Raw genomic sequence first — 19,220 nt, 5'->3', positions numbered from 1 at the left:
TATGCGCGTTACACAAAAGATTATCTTCGATAATTTTATGCGGGATGTAAATAAGAACCGCAGCGAAATGGCTGAAATACAGTCAAATTTATCAAGTGGAAAGGAAATTCGTGTTCCATCGCAGGGCCCCGTTAATTTCCAAAGTAGTCGGGTGTTAGAAGCTGACCTCAGTAAAGTGGAGCAGTTCCAAAGTAATATTAGCAGTGGATTACGGCAGGGACGGCTTGCCCAGGATACAATGGATGGGGTGATTGATAATCTCATCAAAATTAAAAACTCCATGGTTAAAGGATCTTCGGATTCCTTAGGAGCCCAGGAACGCGAAAGTTTAGCTGATGAGGTGGCAGGCATTCGCAGTCAGATTGTCGATAGTTTAAATATTAAGTATGGAGATCGATATCTGTTTGCCGGGACCAATAGTGGTAATAAACCCTTTAATGAAACGGGCACTGGGGTTACCAATAATAGTAATGATAAAGCCCCTCATGTTGTAGCGGGTGATGGTGTAGAAATTGACATCAGTGTTACAGGCCAAGAAATTGTTGATACTCCCGCAGGAGATATCTTTACCTTTCTTGAAGATACAGAAAATGCCCTGCGCGATAACAACAATGGCCAGCTGAATAACTTATTAACTGATGCTGATGATGTAATTAACCACACAACAGATTTAACCTCCAAGCTGGGGGATAATATCAATCGCATGGATTTCATGTTTGAACAGTACGAATCGACCAAGATTACACAAGAATCAGATGTTAGTGAGCTGGTAGATACCGACTATGCTCAAGCTTTTTCTGATATGCAGCGTACCCAGGTGGCCTACGAATCGGCGATGGCCGTACACAGCAAAATGTTTGAAAACACATTATTGAACTACATATAATCAAAGAATTCTTCGGGCTTCCCAAGAGCTGTTTGTTTCGTTTAGAGGGTTTGGCAAAGCCTCCGTTTAGAATGATTAATCTTCAACATCATCGGCAACCTGTTACAGGATTAAATATGGGATTGAGAACAATATTCAAATAAAAACAGAGTTTTTGCACAAAATAAAGAGGTTATTATGGAATCGGGGATCTCATCAATATCAGATGGAGAGAATACAAGGTCAGATTGGCTAACAGGCGTACTTTTTCTTTCTGATTCAGCATTTTATAACACCAAGAAGCTTCGGCAGTGGCAAGGATATTTTTCTGAGTTGATTGTTGCGGGAAAGGGAGAAGCTCCTCAAAGCTTGCCGGAGGGGGTACGGTGGTATCAATATGACGCTGAAAGTAGTCGTTCAAAAGTATGGAATACTATCACCGAAAAGGTTACTGGTTCTTGGGCACTTTTTTTAGAGGATGATGAACAGCTTCAGTTCAGCAGTTTTCCGAATGCGCAGAGTTTAGATAAAACAGAGTGGGCTCCGGCTATTATCAATATTCAAAGGAACAGTACCACGCATCATTACTATCAGATGCGCTTGGTAAACGTATCGATGGATGAGGGGCATATTTTCCAAGGCCATCAGTTAGCAGATGCTACGGAGTTTGTGCGTTCTAACAAGATCAATTTGAGTAGCAAGCCAATTATTATTGAACGAGACACAAGTCTATATTCACATATTGATATCGAAGAAGAACTTTCGTTGAAAAAACAGGCTCCCAAGCTATACCTGGTACAGGGAAATAGATACCTGAAAGCAAAAAAGTATGTGCGGGCCTCCGCTCAGTTTCGTCAGTTGCTGAAACAAGAGAAACTCTTGCCCTTTGATCGATTGGCGGCCGTAAATGGGTTGGCCAGCTGCTTGGCGGAGCAGCATAAGTGGGAAAGGGCATTATCACTATGTACGCAGTCGCTCGAAGCCGAATCATTGCAGCGATTACCCTATCTGATACAGTTTCGTATCCACGAATTGCGTAAACAGTGGCAACGAGCCTTTGAGGTACTTAAGCAATATTACGATCGACTGGCGCTATTTTCTGGAGCCAGTTTTGACCGAAAAATTGATGAAGAAAAGACCTTTGTAAACCTGGCTAATGTAGCACTCAAAGCTGGTCGCCGTGCCAAAGCTAACGAGTATTTTGATAAGCTCTTTACGTTTAAACGTGGAAACAGCGATCGAGCGATGCTGGAAAAAGCCTTGATGCTTTCCATTGAGTTAGATGATTTTGAGCGGTCGACATATCTGTTTGAACAGATGTTTGGAGACCAGTTGCCGCCGAATGAGATGGAGGAAGGTATAAGGGAAGAAATTGATGAAGTGATGACTCTTTTTATGACACAGAATTGGTATGGTTATGTCTCTACTGTTTATAAAAAGCTATATGATGCACACCCCGGGGACCAGGTATATAAGCGCAAGCTTATAGTATCGCTCACCAAAACGAACAGGTTGGAACAAGCAAAAAAAATGGTCGCAAATATTATTTAGATTTCAGCATTCAGGAGAGAAATATTGTTCTGATAAAAACAGTTGTCAGGAACAGACACTCCCAGGTAGCTGTTTTATGTTGCACTATTTGCCCAATCTATTATTGTACTTCGTTGGCCTGGGCTTTTTTAATTTTGTTACGGATGGTTCGATCTGTAATGCCCAAAATTTTAGCAGCCTCTTTTTGATTGCCTTGCGTATGCTCCAGGGCTTTTTTGATAAGCTGAAGCTCCATGTCCTCAATTGACATCAAAGGTAGGTCGGAGAGAACTTCTTTACTCACTTCAAGGTCCACTTTAGAAAAGAGATTGTTCTCAATATGATCAAGAGTAATAGTATCTTTATCCGTTGATAAAATGACGCCTCGGTGGATCTTGTTTTCCAGCTCACGAACGTTCCCCTGCCATTTTTTATTGACCAGGTGCTCCATCAGATTATCGGATACTTCCTTCGCTTCCATCCCATACTGTTCAGTATATCGATTCACAAAATAATTAACGAGCAATGGAATATCCTCTTTACGCTCACGGAGTGGAGGAATGGATATCGGAAAGACATTGAGACGATAATAGAGATCTTCACGGAATTCCTCGTCGGCAATAGCATCGGCAATATTCCGATTGGAAGTAGCCAGTACGCGGACATCACTTTCAATGGCTTCTTGGCTACCTACGCGATGAAACTCATTTTCTTGCAGTACACGGAGCAGTTTGGCCTGTATATTGATGTTAATCTCTGTAATCTCATCCAGCAAAATAGTACCACCGTTGGCTTTTTCAAAAGCTCCAATTTTGTCTGAGATAGCTCCTGTAAATGCTCCTTTAACATGGCCAAAAAGGGTGCTTTCAACCAACTCTTTAGGCAAGTTGGCACAGTTTATTTTGACATAGGGTTGATCAGATCGGTTGCTGTTTTGATGGATCAGGTTGGCGAATACTTCTTTCCCAGTTCCACTTTCTCCTTGAATCATCACAGGAGCAGTACTTTCAGCAATTTGTGGAAGAATTTCCATCAGTTTTTTTATTTCGGTAGCTTGTCCAATAAATTTTTTGTCAGTGGGTTGGACAATGTTGCCACTATTTTTTGAGTCAACAGACTGTTTTCTTTCGCCTTGATGATCCTCTGAAAGGGGTTGGATTTTTTGTTTTCTATTGAAGTCGATATTATCTGCTTCAAAAAACCGATTAATCCGATACGTAATTTCTTTAGCCTTAAAAGGCTTGGTAACATAGTCAAAAGCTCCCTTTTGCAAAGCGTGTACAGCGTGCGTGATATTGCCGAAACTGGTCATCATGATGACACCCGTGTCAGGATAATTTTTTCTCACATGAGCTAATACCTCATCTCCGGTCATATCATCCATTTTAACATCGGTGAGCACCACGTGAGCTTCATTATCTTTGAGATAGTCAATGCACTTAATTGGTGATTCAAAAGCTTCAACCTCGTAGCCATTCATGCCCAAATTTTCGACTAAAAATTCGAGCAGCATCTTATCATCTTCAACTATTACAACACGCTCTTTCATAAATATGTTTTTGATGATGGTTTACTTCGTTGGGGTAAATATATTTGAATGGATTTAATAAGGGTATTTTTTGACCCAATATATTACACGAATATAAAAAGCTTTTTTGTCGAAAACTTCAACAATATTACGCGGTTATCGTAAATTCAGAAAGCTTAAAAGCAAGGTGATTACTGTACGTATGAGATCTGTAGAAGGGAAGTACTTTTTTGAACTATTGAACACTTTAAGAAAAGGTCAATTTCCTGATTTGTTTGTACGGTAGAGGTTTTTGTAACAGCTTAAAAGGAGGTCGAAGAATAGAATTGTTCGTCAATATCTTGAGAAGCAATTTTTGTAAAAGGTCTATGGATGTCTGATGAAATATAAATTACTTAATTATTTTATTAGCGATATTGCCCCAGACGGACGGATCATTTAATTTTTGCCCCAACTCTGTTTGTTGAACATCAGCATCTGGATTATCGGAAGCCTCCAGATAGGCAGATACCTGGCCTTTCATTTTCTTAAACTGTTGTGATGAAGATTGGTTGAGCTTTTCCAGTTCGAGTTTAGCAAAAAGTTGATCATTATTTCGAAAGGGGTAATCCCTTAAGGAAACTTTATCAACAGGTGTATCTACCGAAGCATTCGAGTTTTTTTCAGAAGCTTCACCCTGCGTGGATTCATTGGTTCTATTTACGTTACTACCACCTATATTGTTTAGTTTATTGATATCCATAGTCTTATAGTGAGAATTTTATAAAAAAGTATAAATTGTTCTACCGTTTTAAAACTTGTTTATAGCTCTTTTCGGCTTTATTCTTTTTTATGGCATCGTCAAGTCGCTCTTTTGATTTCTCTAAAATATAATCAAGGGCTTCTTGAATACTACGTTGTTGATCTTCAAATCGTTCAAATAGTGATGTCAGGCGTTTTTTTTGACTGTTTGATAACGAAGATGCATCATAAACTTCCGTTACCGAAGCCAGCTTTGTAACATGTCTTCCTCGTTCATTGAACCGTTTCTGTAACAGTGCTACATCAGCTTCATCTTTATGAAACTGGTTTATGATTTTTCTATTTACTTTTATCAGCTTCAAAAGCTGATTGGCAATTGCATTCATATTACAGTCCTAACGAAGATTGTTGACTCATTACGGCGTTAAGTTGGCGCTGGCCTTCTTGTTGCATTTGATAAATTTCGGCAAACGTTTCGCGCTGGCGTTCTTCATACTTTTCCAGGTATTTACTCTCTGATTCTATACGATTACCAAGAAAATCTATTTTTTGGTCCAGTCCACTTTCCAGTGATGAAATAGTACCGCCCGTTTCGGTAAATGTATTAGCTCGTTCATACATCTTGGTGACCGGTGAATCATCATTGGTAAACAGGTTTTTTACCTCATTTGGCCTTTCTGTCAAGGCCTCTTTTAGTAATTCGGAATCTTCCACCTTCATATTTCCATTGTTTTCAAACCCAATACCAATTTCAGAAAGGTTGTTGAATTCATCAGCTCCGGCAGAAGCCATATCAGTAAGTGCCGTTTGGCGCAAATTAATGGTCAGGTTGCGAATAGAACGCATATCTTGCAACGGACCCTTATTCCCCGTTTCGCCATTAATAAAAGTTTGCTGGCGGATCTGTTTGTTCATTTCATTGAATTTGCTAATGAAATCATCAATATTACTGTCAGCCGTTTCAACATCTTTATCAATAGTGATCTGTTCTTGCTCTGTTGTAGAGCCCAGAAGTGAAAAAGTCATCCCTGATATTGCATCATCTACCGTATTTTCCCCGCGAGTAAAGGTGATGCCATCAACCGTAAATTCAGCATCAAGATCATTTAGCGTGCCGCCGTCATCCACAACTTTGTGACCCATGTTGTTAGTGATATCAGTCAAAGCTCCAGTGGCATTGGCAAATTGCACACGCTCATCATAACCGGTTTGGGCACTCTTTACTGATAGTTGAACATTTCCATCATTATCTATTTCAAAAACATCGCTGTCAGACTCTTCTCCCAGCATATCATTGATAGCGGTGGAAAACGATTCTAAAATTTCTTTATTCGTTTTGTCTGTGCCGTCCCCATTAGTGGCTGAAATGGATATGGTTTCTGTCTTATCCCCAATCGTAATGTCTACAGATCCATCTCCGCTGCCCGCGAGGTTGGTAGCCGTACCATCCATCACATTCGAGAGCATGATATCTTTACTGGCTTTGCGGCTTACCGATATATCATAGGTATTGGGATCTTTTAACCCTGATATGGAATCCACTCGAATGGCCTCTTCATTACTGGAAGAAGAGGTAAGCGGGTTGAAGCTATCGGATGTATTACTGGTTAATTCATCAACCTGAGAAGTAAAATCAGAAATGACAGAACTAACTTTACTTAGGGCAGATTGCTTATCATTCAGTTGACTTTGCTGATCTTCAAGCCGGAACTTTTTTTGACTTTCGAGCAGTACCAGCTGATCAACAAATTGTGAATAGGGGTTTGATGATTGTATTAGGTTACTAATAGAATTCATAGTGTTACCTTATCAATAATTTGGTCAGTATTCTATATTCTATAATTAGCCGGCTGCCTGCTCTCCGGTTTTCCCTTTGGCCGCTTGTTCCCAGGCATCACGCAAGGGTTCCAGCACTTCACGAATCTCCTCATAGTTTTCATCGCGGGCTAAATCCTGGCAATACTGGTAAAGTTGAAAAAGCTCTTCGGCAGGTTCGTGATCAAAATTAAGGCTTTCGGTAAGTGTATTTAACACTTCGCGTACTCGGTTTTGATCTTTACGGTAGGTCGCCTGTAGCAGAAGGTCATATAATTTTACGACCAGCTGCAGCGGCGATGCATTCATGACCGCTTGTTGCTGATAAACCTGTTGTGGATTCTGCATAGCTTTGTTATTTCGATAAAATTTAGTCTTGCCTATCTGGTATTATCGGCCAAAACAGAAATTACTTAAGGACACTAAGATTAGACCTTTCTAATCATCTCCCTATCACACATTTATTCAAATAATGTGCCAAATTTGGATGAATCATTCTCCAGCGATAAGCATTTTGATCTCCATGACAATAAGCTGCTTTTTGGATCGTGTTTTATCGATACCATCGTCCTACCTCCTCCGTGTCTTCTCCGTACCTGCTCCGTAATTTGTAGGAGTTGGTATGATGGAGGTACGGAGGTATACCGAACTTGTTGTCGGCTAAAAATTTGCATACTGTTGACAGTATATTGTTACATATTTGACTCGTTCCAGCAATAGAATGGAGCAAAGGCACAGGGGAGATGGACAAAAATAATAGAAGAAAGGTATAGATGCTTTCCAACCGCCAAATATTCCCTTCAAAAGAAATAATTTCCGTTGATCGAAAGAGGGTAAAGCGGTCAATCTCTTTTTAAATAGCATATCTCCTAAGAATCAGCCTGTGGCATTTTATTTGTTCTGATAAAAAGTGCAGGACAGCAATAAAATGTCAACGAACGCAACAAACCTTGCAGAAAAAGATCAAGCAAGCCCAAAAATATTTAGAGTGGCAAAAGCCGGATCAGGCGATTGCTGAATTGAAGCCGACCTTAGATAGTGACCAAATCCAAAAGGAGTTTGCATGGTTGCCCCATCATATGATGGGTATTGCTTTGTCACTCAAAGGCGAGCATGAAAGTTCAGCCAATCATTTAGCTGAGGCAGTAAATTATGATTCGGATCAGCCTGAGACGTATCATATGCTTTCTGTAAACTATTATAATCTTGGCAAATATAATGAAGCAGAAAAATATGGTCAGGAAGCTGTATCAATGAAGTCCAGTTTTTTAGAGGCTTGGCTAAATCTGGCAAAAGTTTATCGGGAACAAGCAAAACTTGAGGAGGCATTACGTTGTTATAAAAAAGTTAACAAGTTAGATCCCAAAAATGCGGATGTAGCATATCATATCGGAAATATTTATAAGGATTTAGGAGACTTTAAGCAGGCTCACAAATTATTTGACTATGCCTTAGAAGTGGATGAGGATCATTGCAAGGCTTTTTTGGGAAAGGCAGATGTTTACAAAGATACAAGAAGGCTTGAGAAGGCAGAAGAGCTAATCAATGAAGCTAAAGAAAAATATGGCAGTAGTACGGCAGCGGATGTAGCATTAGCAGAAATTTGTAAAGGAAAAGGAGATTATGATAGGGCTATTTCTATATATGAAGAGTTGGTCCGGGATGGAGCGGAGAATGGATTATTATACGTAAACTATGCCATTTGTTTACAAGAGGTGGGGCGGTTTGATGAATCGGAAAAAAATTACAGGCATGCTATTGAACTGCTGCCTGACCATACGAATCCCATTTCAAACTACCTCATGGGACTACATTATAATCCCCAAAATGAAAGGGAATACATTTTTGAAGAACATGTTAGGTTAGGAGAAAGGTTTAAAAAGTTTAATCAGAATGGAAGGTCTGTGCCTTCAAACAAATCTAAGAATAAGAAATTAAAGGTCGGGTTTGTTTCAGGAAGCTTTAAGCGTCATCCGGTTGGTTTTATGATAGTGGGGGCTTTAGAGCAGTTGTCCTCTGGGAGGTTTGAACTTTATGGTTATACGGCAGATAATAAATTTGATTTCGTAACTCGACGTATTCATAAAAATATAGATGTGTGGCGTTCTATTGTAGGTTATGATTCAAAAGTAGTGGAAGAGATCATCAGAGATGATGAAATAGATATTCTGGTTGATTTATCTGGGCATGCAAGCCACAGCAGTTTTGATGTTATGGCTGGAGAACCAGCTCCTATTATTGTAAAGTGGGTTGGTGGACTTTTTAATACGACCGGTATCGAGGCTTTTGACTACCTGATTACCGATAGGTTTGAAAGCCCCGAAGGAGAGGACCAATACTATACTGAAAAGTTAGTACGTATGCCTGATGATTATATTGTTTTTACCCCGCCAGGTTATGCTCCTGAGGTTGGTGATTTACCTGTGTTGGAGAATGACTACATTACTTTTGGCTGTTTCAATAATCCAACGAAAGTGAATGAAAAGATTATTGAACAGTGGGCCAAAGCCATGTTAAGAGTTGGAAACAGTAAGCTCTACTTAAAAAGCAAACAATATGATACGGCTTCTTTTCGGGAGAGGGTAATCAACATGTTTGCAGATCAGGGTATAGAAAAAGAGCGATTACTATTTGAAGGGCAAACCTCACATACCAATCACTTAAATGAATATAATAAAATTGATATTGCCCTTGATCCCTGGCCCTACTCAGGTGGTCTCACGACCTGCGAAGCCCTTTATATGGGGGTGCCGGTCATAACGATGCCGGGCCCTACTTTTGCGGGTCGCCATTCCGCAACTCATTTAATGAATGCTGGCTTAGGTAATTGGGTCGCAGATAATTGGGATGAATATATTGAAAAAACGGTCGCTTTAGCTCAAGATTGTAAGAGGTTAGCACAAGAACGGAAACAACTAAGAAAGAAAATACGTAATTCTCCCGTTTGTGATGGAAAACGTTTTGGAGCTCATTTGTCAGTTGCCTTTCGAGAAATGTGGAAGCAATGGGTTGAAGGGCATAAAAATGATACTAATAACTGGCAGCAAAAAATCAATATTGAACCTCTAACCCCAGCGAAAGTAAAGGCGTTAACTGATGGGCCAGAAGAAATGCCTCTTTTAACGCCAGAACAGGATAGTGGTGGGGAAGAAAACAAGGTTCATTCTTTCGCAGCAGAAACAGATAAAGAGGAGGAACAGCATACGATAGAAATAAAAGGCGACCTCTCAATTATTGTACCAGCAGACTTGGAGGTATTATCAACGTATGTCTTTTTGGAAAAAGAGGAATGGTTTGAGCCTGAGCTGGATTTTGTGCAGTCGTATTTGCAGCCGGGGATGTATGCTTTGGATGTAGGGGCCTGTTTTGGTGGTTATGCTTTATCCATGGCAAAAGCAGTAGGGAAAAAGGGTATGATTACTGCCTTTGAACCTTCAGCCAGAAGTCGGAGTTACCTGGAGAAAAGTAAGCTGGAAAACAAATTAAGCCAATTGGAGGTTATTGGTCGTGGGGTGTCTTCTAAGACAGGGAGCCTTTCTTTTAAGGAAGGAGAGTCGCCGGAGCTGAACCAGGTGAGTAAAGAGGGAGAGCAAAAAATTAGTGTAACCACGCTTGATGGCTGGTGGAATTTTGCGGGTCAACCAGAAGTGGAAATGATTAAGGTTGATGTTAACGGTATGGAGGCTGATGTATTGAAAGGGGCTTCAGAAATGTTGGCTGGGGTTAAGCCTGTAGTGATTGCTTCTGCCGAGAACAGTGAAGGTTGTCTTGACAAACTACAAGAAGATTTTTTACAACAGGACTATAGATTGTATGAGTATATCCCCGGTCCCGGTGTGTTGGCTGAGTACGACTCCGAAACGGGCATCGATCCTTACCGGATGAATTTGGTTGCAATTGCTGAAGACAGGGTGCAAGAGTTTAAAGAGGCCGGGTGGATTTTTGATGAGGATGTAAATTTAGAGGCCACTGATCAACACAGATGGAAGCAGATGCTGGAAAGCCAGCCTTGGGCTGAACATAAAATTGATGAATGGGCTGACAAGGTATTGGCTGGCACTAATGAAGAATATATAAAAGCACTGAACTTGGTTTGTACTGCTGAGCAAATAGAGATTTCAGAAAAGGATTCAAAATCAAGATCACGCAAAGGAGCGATGATGCTTACTGCTGCTCAAAAGTTAATTGGGTTGTTCAACAGTGGACAGGCTGGTATTGCAGCTGCCCTGACCTACGTACGTGTAATGAGTCAGCTGGGAAAGCAAAGACAGGCTATGGAAATGATGAAGCAGCTGATGGAAACAGTTAATTCAGGAAAAGATATTTCTGTACAACTTCCATTTTTGCCGCCACTACCCGAGCAAGACCAAACCGTTGTTAAAACTACATTTCCAAATTGGTTGACGGTGCGGGTGGTGGAGGCATGGATAATGCTAAAAAATGATACTACTCATGAAAGTAGTAAAGAGGAGCAGCAAATGTTAAAGGCCTTGGAAGATAATCCTGAAATTTTGAATAAAGTTGAGAAGAGAATACTCCTTATAAAACGATTGAATGGTGAAAAAGATGGAATTTCCAAAATAAATTGGAAAGGAAGAAATGGATGGTTTTGGAATAGAATAGCAGAAGAACAAAAAGGCATTACCAAAGGAGAAACAGTAAATGCTGAAGATAATACGCCTTCTCAAGTTATTGAAGTATCATTAAATTATGACTATTTAGGTGGTGGAAGAACCACCAAATTTAGAATTCCTGAGAAAGAGCTGTTTCGGTTGCGGAATATTTTTGATGATCATGAATATTCATTGCCGGGAAATTATGGATTGCAAGATAACGCAGTGATTGTTGATATCGGAGCGAATATTGGGGCTTTTGCTCTTTATGCAAGGCAGTGGAACCAATTGGCTGATATATATTGTTTTGAGCCGAATCCATTGGTTAGATCCATGCTTAAAGCTAATACTGAAAATATAGCGAGGGTAACAACAGAGTTTTGTGCTTTAGGTGAAAGTGAGGGTGAACTCACATTATTTCAGCATCCATATAATACGGGTGCGACAACTACATCTCACAAAGTTCCCGGGGCAAATGAAGTCAATGTTGAAGTAAAGAAGGCCAGTGAAGCATTGAAAGAGAAAGGAATAAAAGGAATCGATGTGCTAAAAATTGATACGGAAGGGGCAGAAATACCTATTCTTAAGGGGATGGAAGAATTATTAGTAGATACAAAAATAATAATGCTTGAGTATCATTCAGAGGAAGATCGTCGTGATATTGATGAGTTGTTGGATGACTTTTGCATTTATGATGCCGAAGTACCCGGTTTAGGGGGAGTAGGAACAGTAAAGTATATTAATAAACAGCTACTCAGTGAATAAATTGCATTTACATATCGGTTCTTATAAAATCGGCACAACCTCTATTCAGGAAACATTTTTTACAAATGATGAAGCCCTTGATCGACAGGGGTTTCGTTATCCCGGTTATCAAGGCCGTAAAGACAGGTCAAAAAGCCATTTGGGAGTAGCTAATAGTTCTATTTTACTCATAGGCCGAAACTTCAAGATTAGCTAAAAGATGGTACGGAATTAATTCCTAAGCTATGAATTAGAAAACAGGTTAACTTGAGTACTAACTTTTGAAAATTACAAAGCCACTGTTCGCGATGTCTAAGCTCCTTAGTGAAGAGGCCGTAGAAAAGTATGAGACCTTGGTTGTGTAGCGCTTTTTAAAAAGCTGGTTCAGAATAATTAGTATAATAGCCCTGGGGCATTGCTATAGAGTTAATGGGGGGGGCAATACCCGTCATTGCAACGAACGAATGTATTGAGCGAAGTGTGGCATTTCGGTGCACTTGCGAGCTATGTCAAGGAGATTACGTCGGTCGATAAGTCTCCTACCTGAGCAATGACTGCTTATTTATCAGCTGTAATCTGTGTAGATCTTTGGCTCCAAAAGAAAATTAAAAAAATATTTAAGAACGGCTGCCGGGCAACGATAACCACTACAGACGCAGGTAGTCAACAATTTATTTGCAACAAAAAAAGAATACATTATGGCAAGTTTTGGAGATTTAAACAGAGTAAATACAAACATACAGTCCCTGGACTCCCAGCTGTCGCTGAACCAGGTAAACAAGCAGATGGCCGAGAACCAGATGAAGATGTCTACCGGTAAGCGGATTAACCGTGCCGAAGACGATTCTGCTGGGTTTTCGATTGCAACGAAGCTGCGCAGTCGCGTTGGCGGGCTCAACCAGGCAATGCAGAACGTCGGTGATGCAAAGTCGGTGCTCGATATTACCGAGTCCAGCTATGGTACGATTATGGATAACCTGGTGGAAATGAAAGGTTTGGCCACACAGGCAGCCAACGATACGCTGGGAGATGAAGAGCGGGGATTTATCGGGGATCAGCTGGAAGCCCTGGGCGAAGATATTAACAATATTGCCGACCAGACGGTGTACCAAGACTATGAGCTGTTGAATGGCGATCATAATGCTACTTCTGCAAATTCAAAAGTGGGTTCGTTGAGTCTTGAGTTTCAAGTGGGAGAACGAGCAGAAGATACCATTACGGCCACGATTAATGCCGTGAATGTTGATGCATTATTTAATACAGCAGGAGGCAATCTTTCTATTACAAATGCTTCTGGAACTGCAATTTCTGCGGCAACTGCGGCAACTGATAATGGGGGGGCATTAAATATTAATAATACTAATGCTACTTCTGCAGATTATCGTTCCTTTATTGGTGCAGTAGACAGTGCGATCACGGAAATGTCGAATAACGTAAACGATATTGGTATTACCCAGTCATCGCTGTCGGTACGTGAGCAGACGCTTTCGGAATCGGTAAGTGCCAACGAATCGGCGAAGTCTCGTATTATGGATACCGACTTTGCAAAGGCCCAAAGTGAGTCGGTCCGCCTGCAGATCTTGCAGCAGACGGCGACCTCGGCACTGGCACAGGCCAATAACGGTCCACAGTCGGTACTCGGATTTATTGGCGGATAATTATAGCAGCCAAGATATTCTGGCCTATAGCCAGAGAAGGAATACAAAGCCATGCTACCTTCAGGGTAGTGTGGCTTTTTTATGTTAGGGGAATAATAGAAGACTGATGATACGGGTAGAGCAGAATTTTACGGAATAGTTTATGATTAGGTATCAAGACTACAGCAAGGTGGTAGCTCGAAATTTATTTTGAGTAAGTGAGATAAATCTCGCTCTACTTTTATAAACCAATTCTGATAGATGATTTTGACAGCACCTTCAATTATGTTCAATAGTATTTTCGGTAAGGTGGGATGTGTGTCAGTAATAATCAGTGTAGATCTTTGGCTCCAAAAGAAAATTAAAAAAATATTTAAGAACGGCTGCCGGGCAACGATAACCACTACAGACGCAGGTAGTCAACAATTTATTTGCAACAAAAAAAGAATACATTATGGCAAGTTTTGGAGATTTAAACAGAGTAAATACAAACATACAGTCCCTGGACTCCCAGCTGTCGCTGAACCAGGTAAACAAGCAGATGGCCGAGAACCAGATGAAGATGTCTACCGGTAAGCGGATTAACCGTGCCGAAGACGATTCTGCTGGGTTTTCGATTGCAACGAAGCTGCGCAGTCGCGTTGGCGGGCTCAACCAGGCAATGCAGAACGTCGGTGATGCAAAGTCGGTGCTCGATATTACCGAATCCAGTTATGGAACGGTGATGGATAACCTGGTAGAAATGAAAGGCTTGGCCACACAGGCAGCCAACGATACACTGGGCGATGAAGAGCGGGGATTTATCGGAGATCAGATTGAAGCCCTTGGAAATGATATCAATAAGATTGCTGATCAGACGGTCTATCAGGATTACGAGCTGTTGAATGGAGGTCATAATACTTCAGCTGCTGCCACAAAAACTGGTTCATTGAGTCTTGAGTTTCAAGTGGGAGAACGAGCAGAAGATACCATTACGGCCACGATTAATGCCGTGAATGTTGATGCATTGTTTGGTTCTGGAACAGATATTACTAATAGTAATGCTACATCGGCAATTACTGTAGGCGCTGCTTCATCAACAGCTGGCGGATCATTGAACTTTAATAATACTGTTGCCGACGCTACAGCATATCGTCGTTTTATTAGTAATGTTGACGATGCAATAACGACAATGTCGAATAACGTAAATGACATTGGTATTACGCAGTCGTCACTGTCGGTACGAGAGCAGACGCTTTCGGAGTCGATCAGTGCGAATGAATCAGCGAAGTCTCGTATCATGGACACGGACTTTGCGAAGGCACAAAGTGAATCTGTACGACTGCAGATCTTGCAGCAGACGGCGACCTCAGCACTGGCGCAGGCCAATAACGGACCGCAGTCGGTGCTCGGATTCATCGGCTAATAGGTACGTAGACATTTCGGTTACAAACCGAAAGCTTATAAAGCCATGCTACCATTGGGTAGCGTGGCTTTTTTATTTTAACAGGCAGCTGATTTTATTTCAGCTTCTATCTTCATTGGGCATCTGGATTCGTCATTCGGTGATTGAAAATTCTCTGCCTCTCTCATTCGTCCGACTTCAACCCAGAAGCTGGATGAGAATTAGGTCCTCGCCGTGCAGTGGTTCACAGAGTCTCTACCACCTCTTTGATATTGTCGTAAGTAGATAGCCCATGCTCTTGAAGCCAGGATTTATCCTGCTTGGGTTCATGCCGTGAGCGAATGAAAAAGGGCTGCATGCCCAGGGTAATGGCTGGTTTTAGGTCTGTGATCTTATCTCCGGCCATATAAGACTGGCTGAAATCAATTTGGTGCTTTTGGGCGGCCTTCTCAAACATTCCGATGCCGGGCTTGCGGTCTTCCGGGGCATACAGGCCGTCGGTGTCATGCTCTGGATGGTGCGGGGCATAATACCAGCCATCGATAGTCACCTTATGGGCGTGTAATTCTTGATCCACCCATTGGTGTAAAGACTGTACATGATCTTTGGTATATCGCCCGCGAGCAATTCCCGATTGATTAGTAACGACGATAATTTTAAAGTTTTCTGCTTGCATCCATTGTAAGGCTTCTATCGCTCCGTCGCACCACGTCCACTCTTCCGGGGTATGAACAAAATTATAATCCACATTGATGGTACCGTCGCGATCTAAGAAAAAAGCTTTATTCATGTCTACAAAAGTTTGTTTCAATAATTTGCTATCCCCAAAAGGCTCATTGGGTTAAGTATCAAAAAGATAAGGTTTAAATGCTGAGAAGGTGGATGGGAGTACTACAAAATTTAACATTCATTAAATAATTCTAATATATCCCGGAACAAATCAGGTATCCCGAGTATAAAAATAATGCGGCTACAACAATAATATTTTATCTCTAAATTTTTTGGAAGGGCATTATGAATAAATCTAAAATAACAATTATATCTCAACGATTTTTCCAGAGTCTTTTTGTATTAGGACTGATAAGCTTTTTAGCAATCTCCTGCGATGATATCAACATGGATGGACCACAAAATCCGAAAGGTCATCTAAATGTGTATCTAACAGATGCGCCGGGAGACTATGAGGAGGTCAATGTTGACGTTCAAGGGTTGCGGATCCATTATACTCCGTTCGACAGCGATACCGTAGAAGCGGATGAAAAGGACGGTAAATGGATTGATCTGCCCGTAGATCCTAAGGTTATAAATTTACTTGATTTGACTAATGGAGTAGAGGAATTGCTATCTTCTGCGGACTTGGACCCTGGCCATTATAAAGAATTAAGGCTGATACTGGGCAAAGACAATACGGTCGTTATTGATGGCAATACTCACACATTGAAAGTACCCAGTGGGCAACAATCTGGCTATAAAATAAAGTTTAAAACGGATCTTGAATCGGGCGAAGAGCTGGACCTGATTGTCGACTTTGATGCTGCGCGTTCTGTGCATAAAGCTGGTAGAAGTGGCAAATATATACTCAAGCCCGTATTGAAGGCATTTGTTGAAGATGGTGAAGAGTCGGATGTTGGTTCTGTTGCAGGTACGGTGTTACCAGCAGATTCGGAGTCCTATGTTTTTGCCATTATGGATGGGGATACTGTAACTTCAACCCAAGTCGATACATTAGGAAGCTTTTTATTGCGAGGGCTGGAAGAAGGGTTGTATGACTTGTCTGTCCAGCCTGGGAGTGATGAGTACTTGGAAGGAGAAGTTAATGGAGTCCTTGTAGAGGATGACACGGAAACGAATGTGGGTGAAATCATGCTGGGCGAGAATAACTAAGCAATTTTTGGTCCATATATAAAAAGCATAAGCCCCAGTTCATGTATCAATGAGCTGGGGCTTTTTTATATTAGCTAAACCCGTTTACCAGTCAGGTTAAACGATTCTGGACAGCATTCTTGGCATGTATAGCCCCCACCTCTTCACCCTTCCCGAGGAGGGGAGAATTCGTCTGAGGCTGTCCTAAAAGTCATAGTCAACATATCAGATTCCTAAGCAAATAAAGCCTATGGTTCAATCGATCGGTCAATCCTCCTGTCCTCCTTCTCCCCCGAATGGCTCGGGACACGCAAGGAGGAACTCTTAGATTACGATATCGCTCAGGGTGCTTTAAAGTACCTCCCCGACAGTGGTCGGGGCAGGCTTTGGAGAAGAGGGTTTAGGGAGATTTATATACCTTAATTATTTTGGCACCAATTCCCCAGTTTGGGCTTTTGGGGACAGCCTTATTAAGAGCCTGCTCCGAGAATTCGAAGGGTGTGTTAGTTGCCATAATTGAATCTATCATCCATTATTACTTTTCAACCGTAAAAACACCTTAGCTAAGTATATTTGGAGGTATACAGACCATTAGGAAGCCTAAATTCATAGTTTCTGCGTGGAACCTGAGCCACTCAATACCTTTCTTTTTAGTTTTGTTTCGGAAGGTGGTAGCGTAGAGATAGATTGATCCCCAAATGGTTTAAATCATTTTTATAGATGTAGTCATCATTCATCTCTCTGCGATAAACAAAGCCAATATCAGTCTCAAACTGTTTGTAGAAATACAGAAGAGAAGCGCCAAAGCGTAGTTCTGTATTGTGTAACAGGTATTTCGGATTGTCGGGGCTTTGCAGGTTTTCGTTAAGCATGTCATCAGATGCATACAGAAAGTCATTATTCAGTGTGGCCCGCTGCGCAAATATTTTAATCTTGCCTTTGTCAAAAAATAGAGAGCTTCCAATATATTGACTGTTACCACCCGGACCTATGGCGGCTCCCAGTAGTTGCCCACGGTTAGTATATCCCTGGTTAGCAAAACTATGTACGTAAAAAGGCGGGTTAGGTCTGAATTCTCCTGTCCTGGTTGTTTCAAGCTGGGTTAATTCGGCATTCACGGACAAGATTTGTCGATTATCTAAGTTAAATGTTTTTTCTAAGCCTATTGTATAGCCTCGACTGTGTCCGGGTTCAACGATGAAGTCCCGCCAGTTCCAACTGTGGTCTGTTCGAGCCCACTCTCCATAAATTTCAAAACCACTCTTAGGGAATGTCCAGCGTCCAAAAAGGGATACCAGCTGATCCGAGAGGTCATTCCCGCCCAAATTAGTGTCTTTGGTAAGATTAATTTTGGTAAACGACTCAAAAATTTTAAGCAGATCACCGGGCGGAATGCCTTCAGGTGGGATCGACTTATAAAAGATTCTGTTAACACCGAGAGTAAGTCCCGGTACCGGTTTGGGATTTATGGATAAGGTGAGTCCGCTTATATAACGTTCATCATTAGTTGGGTTCGAATCGAAATAATTTGATTCATGCAGTTTACCCCATAGTATCTTCGCCTTTAGGTATCCAATGTAAATATCTTTTGGATTGGAAGTGCCAAGGAAAAAGTGGCGGAATCCCGGGGCATTACTATCCATCAATATGGCGTTGTGCCTTGCAGGTCCCCATCGCATTTGTTCATTGGAAATACCAGCCGCCCATCCCCGGTAATCTGCCCGGATATAAGAGTTGCCCCAGTCGGCGGTCCAGAACGTACCATCTCCAAAGCGTTGCGGCCAATCTATTCGATCTAAGGGATAAGCATATGCTGATTTTTCTGCTATATTCTGATAGGGAGAAAGAGTGAAGCTCCGATTCTGATTAAACATCAAGTGTGGGCGAAATGCCGCTGATAGAATACCGTATCGGATAAATAGCCCGCCGGAAATATCATTAGTAAATCCTCGGCCCTGCCAGACCGGTCCATCATGTTGTCCACCTGGTTCCAATGATTGCCAGTACATTCGGAACGTTGGGTTATGTGGGGTAACACGAAGCTTGCCCATTTCTATAATTGGTTTAGGCAAAGCCAATGATAGGTCTGCCCAGGGATGGCCTTTTAGAGTATCGATTCTTTGGTAGAGCGAATGGTCGGCATTGGAAAATGAAAATATCCCGTGGGGAGGAGAGAAACTTCCTTCGATTGTGAGTATGTCAAGATAATCGAGATAGGGATCGTTAACATTCAGTCGTTGTCCATAGCTTTGGGATAAAGAGCAAAAACAGATCGAAATAGCAGCAATAATTACAACAGGAATCGACTTGTGGGTAAGCTTCGGCAATGGGGCGTCAATAATTTTGGCAAGCATGGAAATATCGAGGGTAACAATTTTATAAAAAGGGTACGGGTTATAGGCAGATTTGACGTTTTTTGTTCCACCTTTGGAGCTATGAGAATAATTTTGAGAGATTAAAACCAACGATATTTTTCTTTTAAAAGAATTGAGTTCGTACT

The 19,220-nt window shown here is 41.4% G+C and carries 13 protein-coding genes; 6 read left to right on the top strand and 7 right to left on the bottom strand.

The genetic code is table 11. The annotated features are described in order from the left end of the window. Position 1 precedes the first annotated feature (1 nt). Positions 2 to 886 carry a flagellar hook-associated protein FlgL gene (flgL, locus tag J6I44_RS00725; protein ID WP_265764012.1) on the top strand — a complete coding sequence of 295 codons (885 nt, stop codon included), beginning with the start codon at positions 2 to 4 and terminating at the stop codon, positions 884 to 886. 177 nt (positions 887 to 1,063) lie between these two features. Further along, positions 1,064 to 2,416: a tetratricopeptide repeat protein gene (locus J6I44_RS00720; RefSeq protein ID WP_265764011.1), complete on the top strand. Its 1,353-nt coding sequence runs from the start codon at positions 1,064 to 1,066 to the stop codon at positions 2,414 to 2,416. 100 nt (positions 2,417 to 2,516) lie between these two features. Here the strand turns inward: J6I44_RS00720 and J6I44_RS00715 are convergent, their stop codons facing one another. From J6I44_RS00715 to J6I44_RS00695, 5 genes are all read right to left on the bottom strand, one after another. Next, on the bottom strand, positions 2,517 to 3,944 hold the full coding sequence (locus J6I44_RS00715; RefSeq protein WP_265764010.1) for a sigma-54-dependent transcriptional regulator: 1,428 nt from the start codon (positions 3,942 to 3,944) through the stop codon (positions 2,517 to 2,519). 370 nt (positions 3,945 to 4,314) lie between these two features. Continuing rightward, positions 4,315 to 4,665, bottom strand: coding sequence for a hypothetical protein (locus J6I44_RS00710; protein ID WP_265764009.1), 351 nt, complete (start codon positions 4,663 to 4,665; stop codon positions 4,315 to 4,317). Positions 4,666 to 4,705: 40 nt separating this feature from the next. Next, positions 4,706 to 5,050, bottom strand: a complete 345-nt coding sequence (locus J6I44_RS00705) for a hypothetical protein (protein ID WP_265764008.1) — start codon at positions 5,048 to 5,050, stop codon at positions 4,706 to 4,708. 1 nt (position 5,051) lies between these two features. After that, positions 5,052 to 6,461 (bottom strand): flagellar filament capping protein FliD, encoded by a 1,410-nt coding sequence (gene fliD, locus J6I44_RS00700; protein WP_265764007.1) that lies wholly within the window; start codon positions 6,459 to 6,461, stop codon positions 5,052 to 5,054. A 45-nt stretch (positions 6,462 to 6,506) separates the two neighbouring features. After that, on the bottom strand, positions 6,507 to 6,827 hold the full coding sequence (locus tag J6I44_RS00695) for a flagellar export chaperone FliS (RefSeq protein ID WP_265764006.1): 321 nt from the start codon (positions 6,825 to 6,827) through the stop codon (positions 6,507 to 6,509). 602 nt (positions 6,828 to 7,429) lie between these two features. Here J6I44_RS00695 and J6I44_RS00690 point away from each other — a divergent pair. The 3 genes from J6I44_RS00690 (at position 7,430) to J6I44_RS00680 (ending at position 14,878) form a co-directional block, all read left to right on the top strand. Continuing rightward, complete coding sequence (locus tag J6I44_RS00690) at positions 7,430 to 11,857, top strand: FkbM family methyltransferase (RefSeq protein ID WP_265764005.1); 4,428 nt, start codon at positions 7,430 to 7,432, stop codon at positions 11,855 to 11,857. Positions 11,858 to 12,534: 677 nt separating this feature from the next. Next, complete coding sequence (locus tag J6I44_RS00685) at positions 12,535 to 13,494, top strand: flagellin (protein ID WP_265764004.1); 960 nt, start codon at positions 12,535 to 12,537, stop codon at positions 13,492 to 13,494. 433 nt (positions 13,495 to 13,927) lie between these two features. Beyond that, entirely contained in the window at positions 13,928 to 14,878 is a 951-nt protein-coding gene (locus tag J6I44_RS00680) for a flagellin (RefSeq protein WP_265764003.1), read from the top strand. Between the two features lie 223 nt (positions 14,879 to 15,101). Here J6I44_RS00680 and J6I44_RS00675 read toward each other — a convergent pair whose 3' ends face one another. Then, on the bottom strand, positions 15,102 to 15,647 hold the full coding sequence (locus tag J6I44_RS00675) for a D-glycero-alpha-D-manno-heptose-1,7-bisphosphate 7-phosphatase (protein WP_265764002.1): 546 nt from the start codon (positions 15,645 to 15,647) through the stop codon (positions 15,102 to 15,104). 224 nt (positions 15,648 to 15,871) lie between these two features. Between J6I44_RS00675 and J6I44_RS00670 the strand changes: the two genes are divergently transcribed. Next, complete coding sequence (locus tag J6I44_RS00670; protein ID WP_265764001.1) at positions 15,872 to 16,741, top strand: DUF4382 domain-containing protein; 870 nt, start codon at positions 15,872 to 15,874, stop codon at positions 16,739 to 16,741. Between the two features lie 629 nt (positions 16,742 to 17,370). Here the strand turns inward: J6I44_RS00670 and J6I44_RS00665 are convergent. Next, complete coding sequence (locus tag J6I44_RS00665; RefSeq protein WP_265764000.1) at positions 17,371 to 19,074, bottom strand: capsule assembly Wzi family protein; 1,704 nt, start codon at positions 19,072 to 19,074, stop codon at positions 17,371 to 17,373. Positions 19,075 to 19,220: the final 146 nt, after the last annotated feature.

Source organism: Fodinibius salsisoli (assembly GCF_026229185.1).
Classification (GTDB): domain Bacteria; phylum Bacteroidota; class Rhodothermia; order Balneolales; family Balneolaceae; genus Fodinibius; species Fodinibius salsisoli.
The sequence above is the reverse complement of the archived record's forward strand: the minus strand, read 5'-3'. Positions and strand labels throughout refer to the sequence as shown.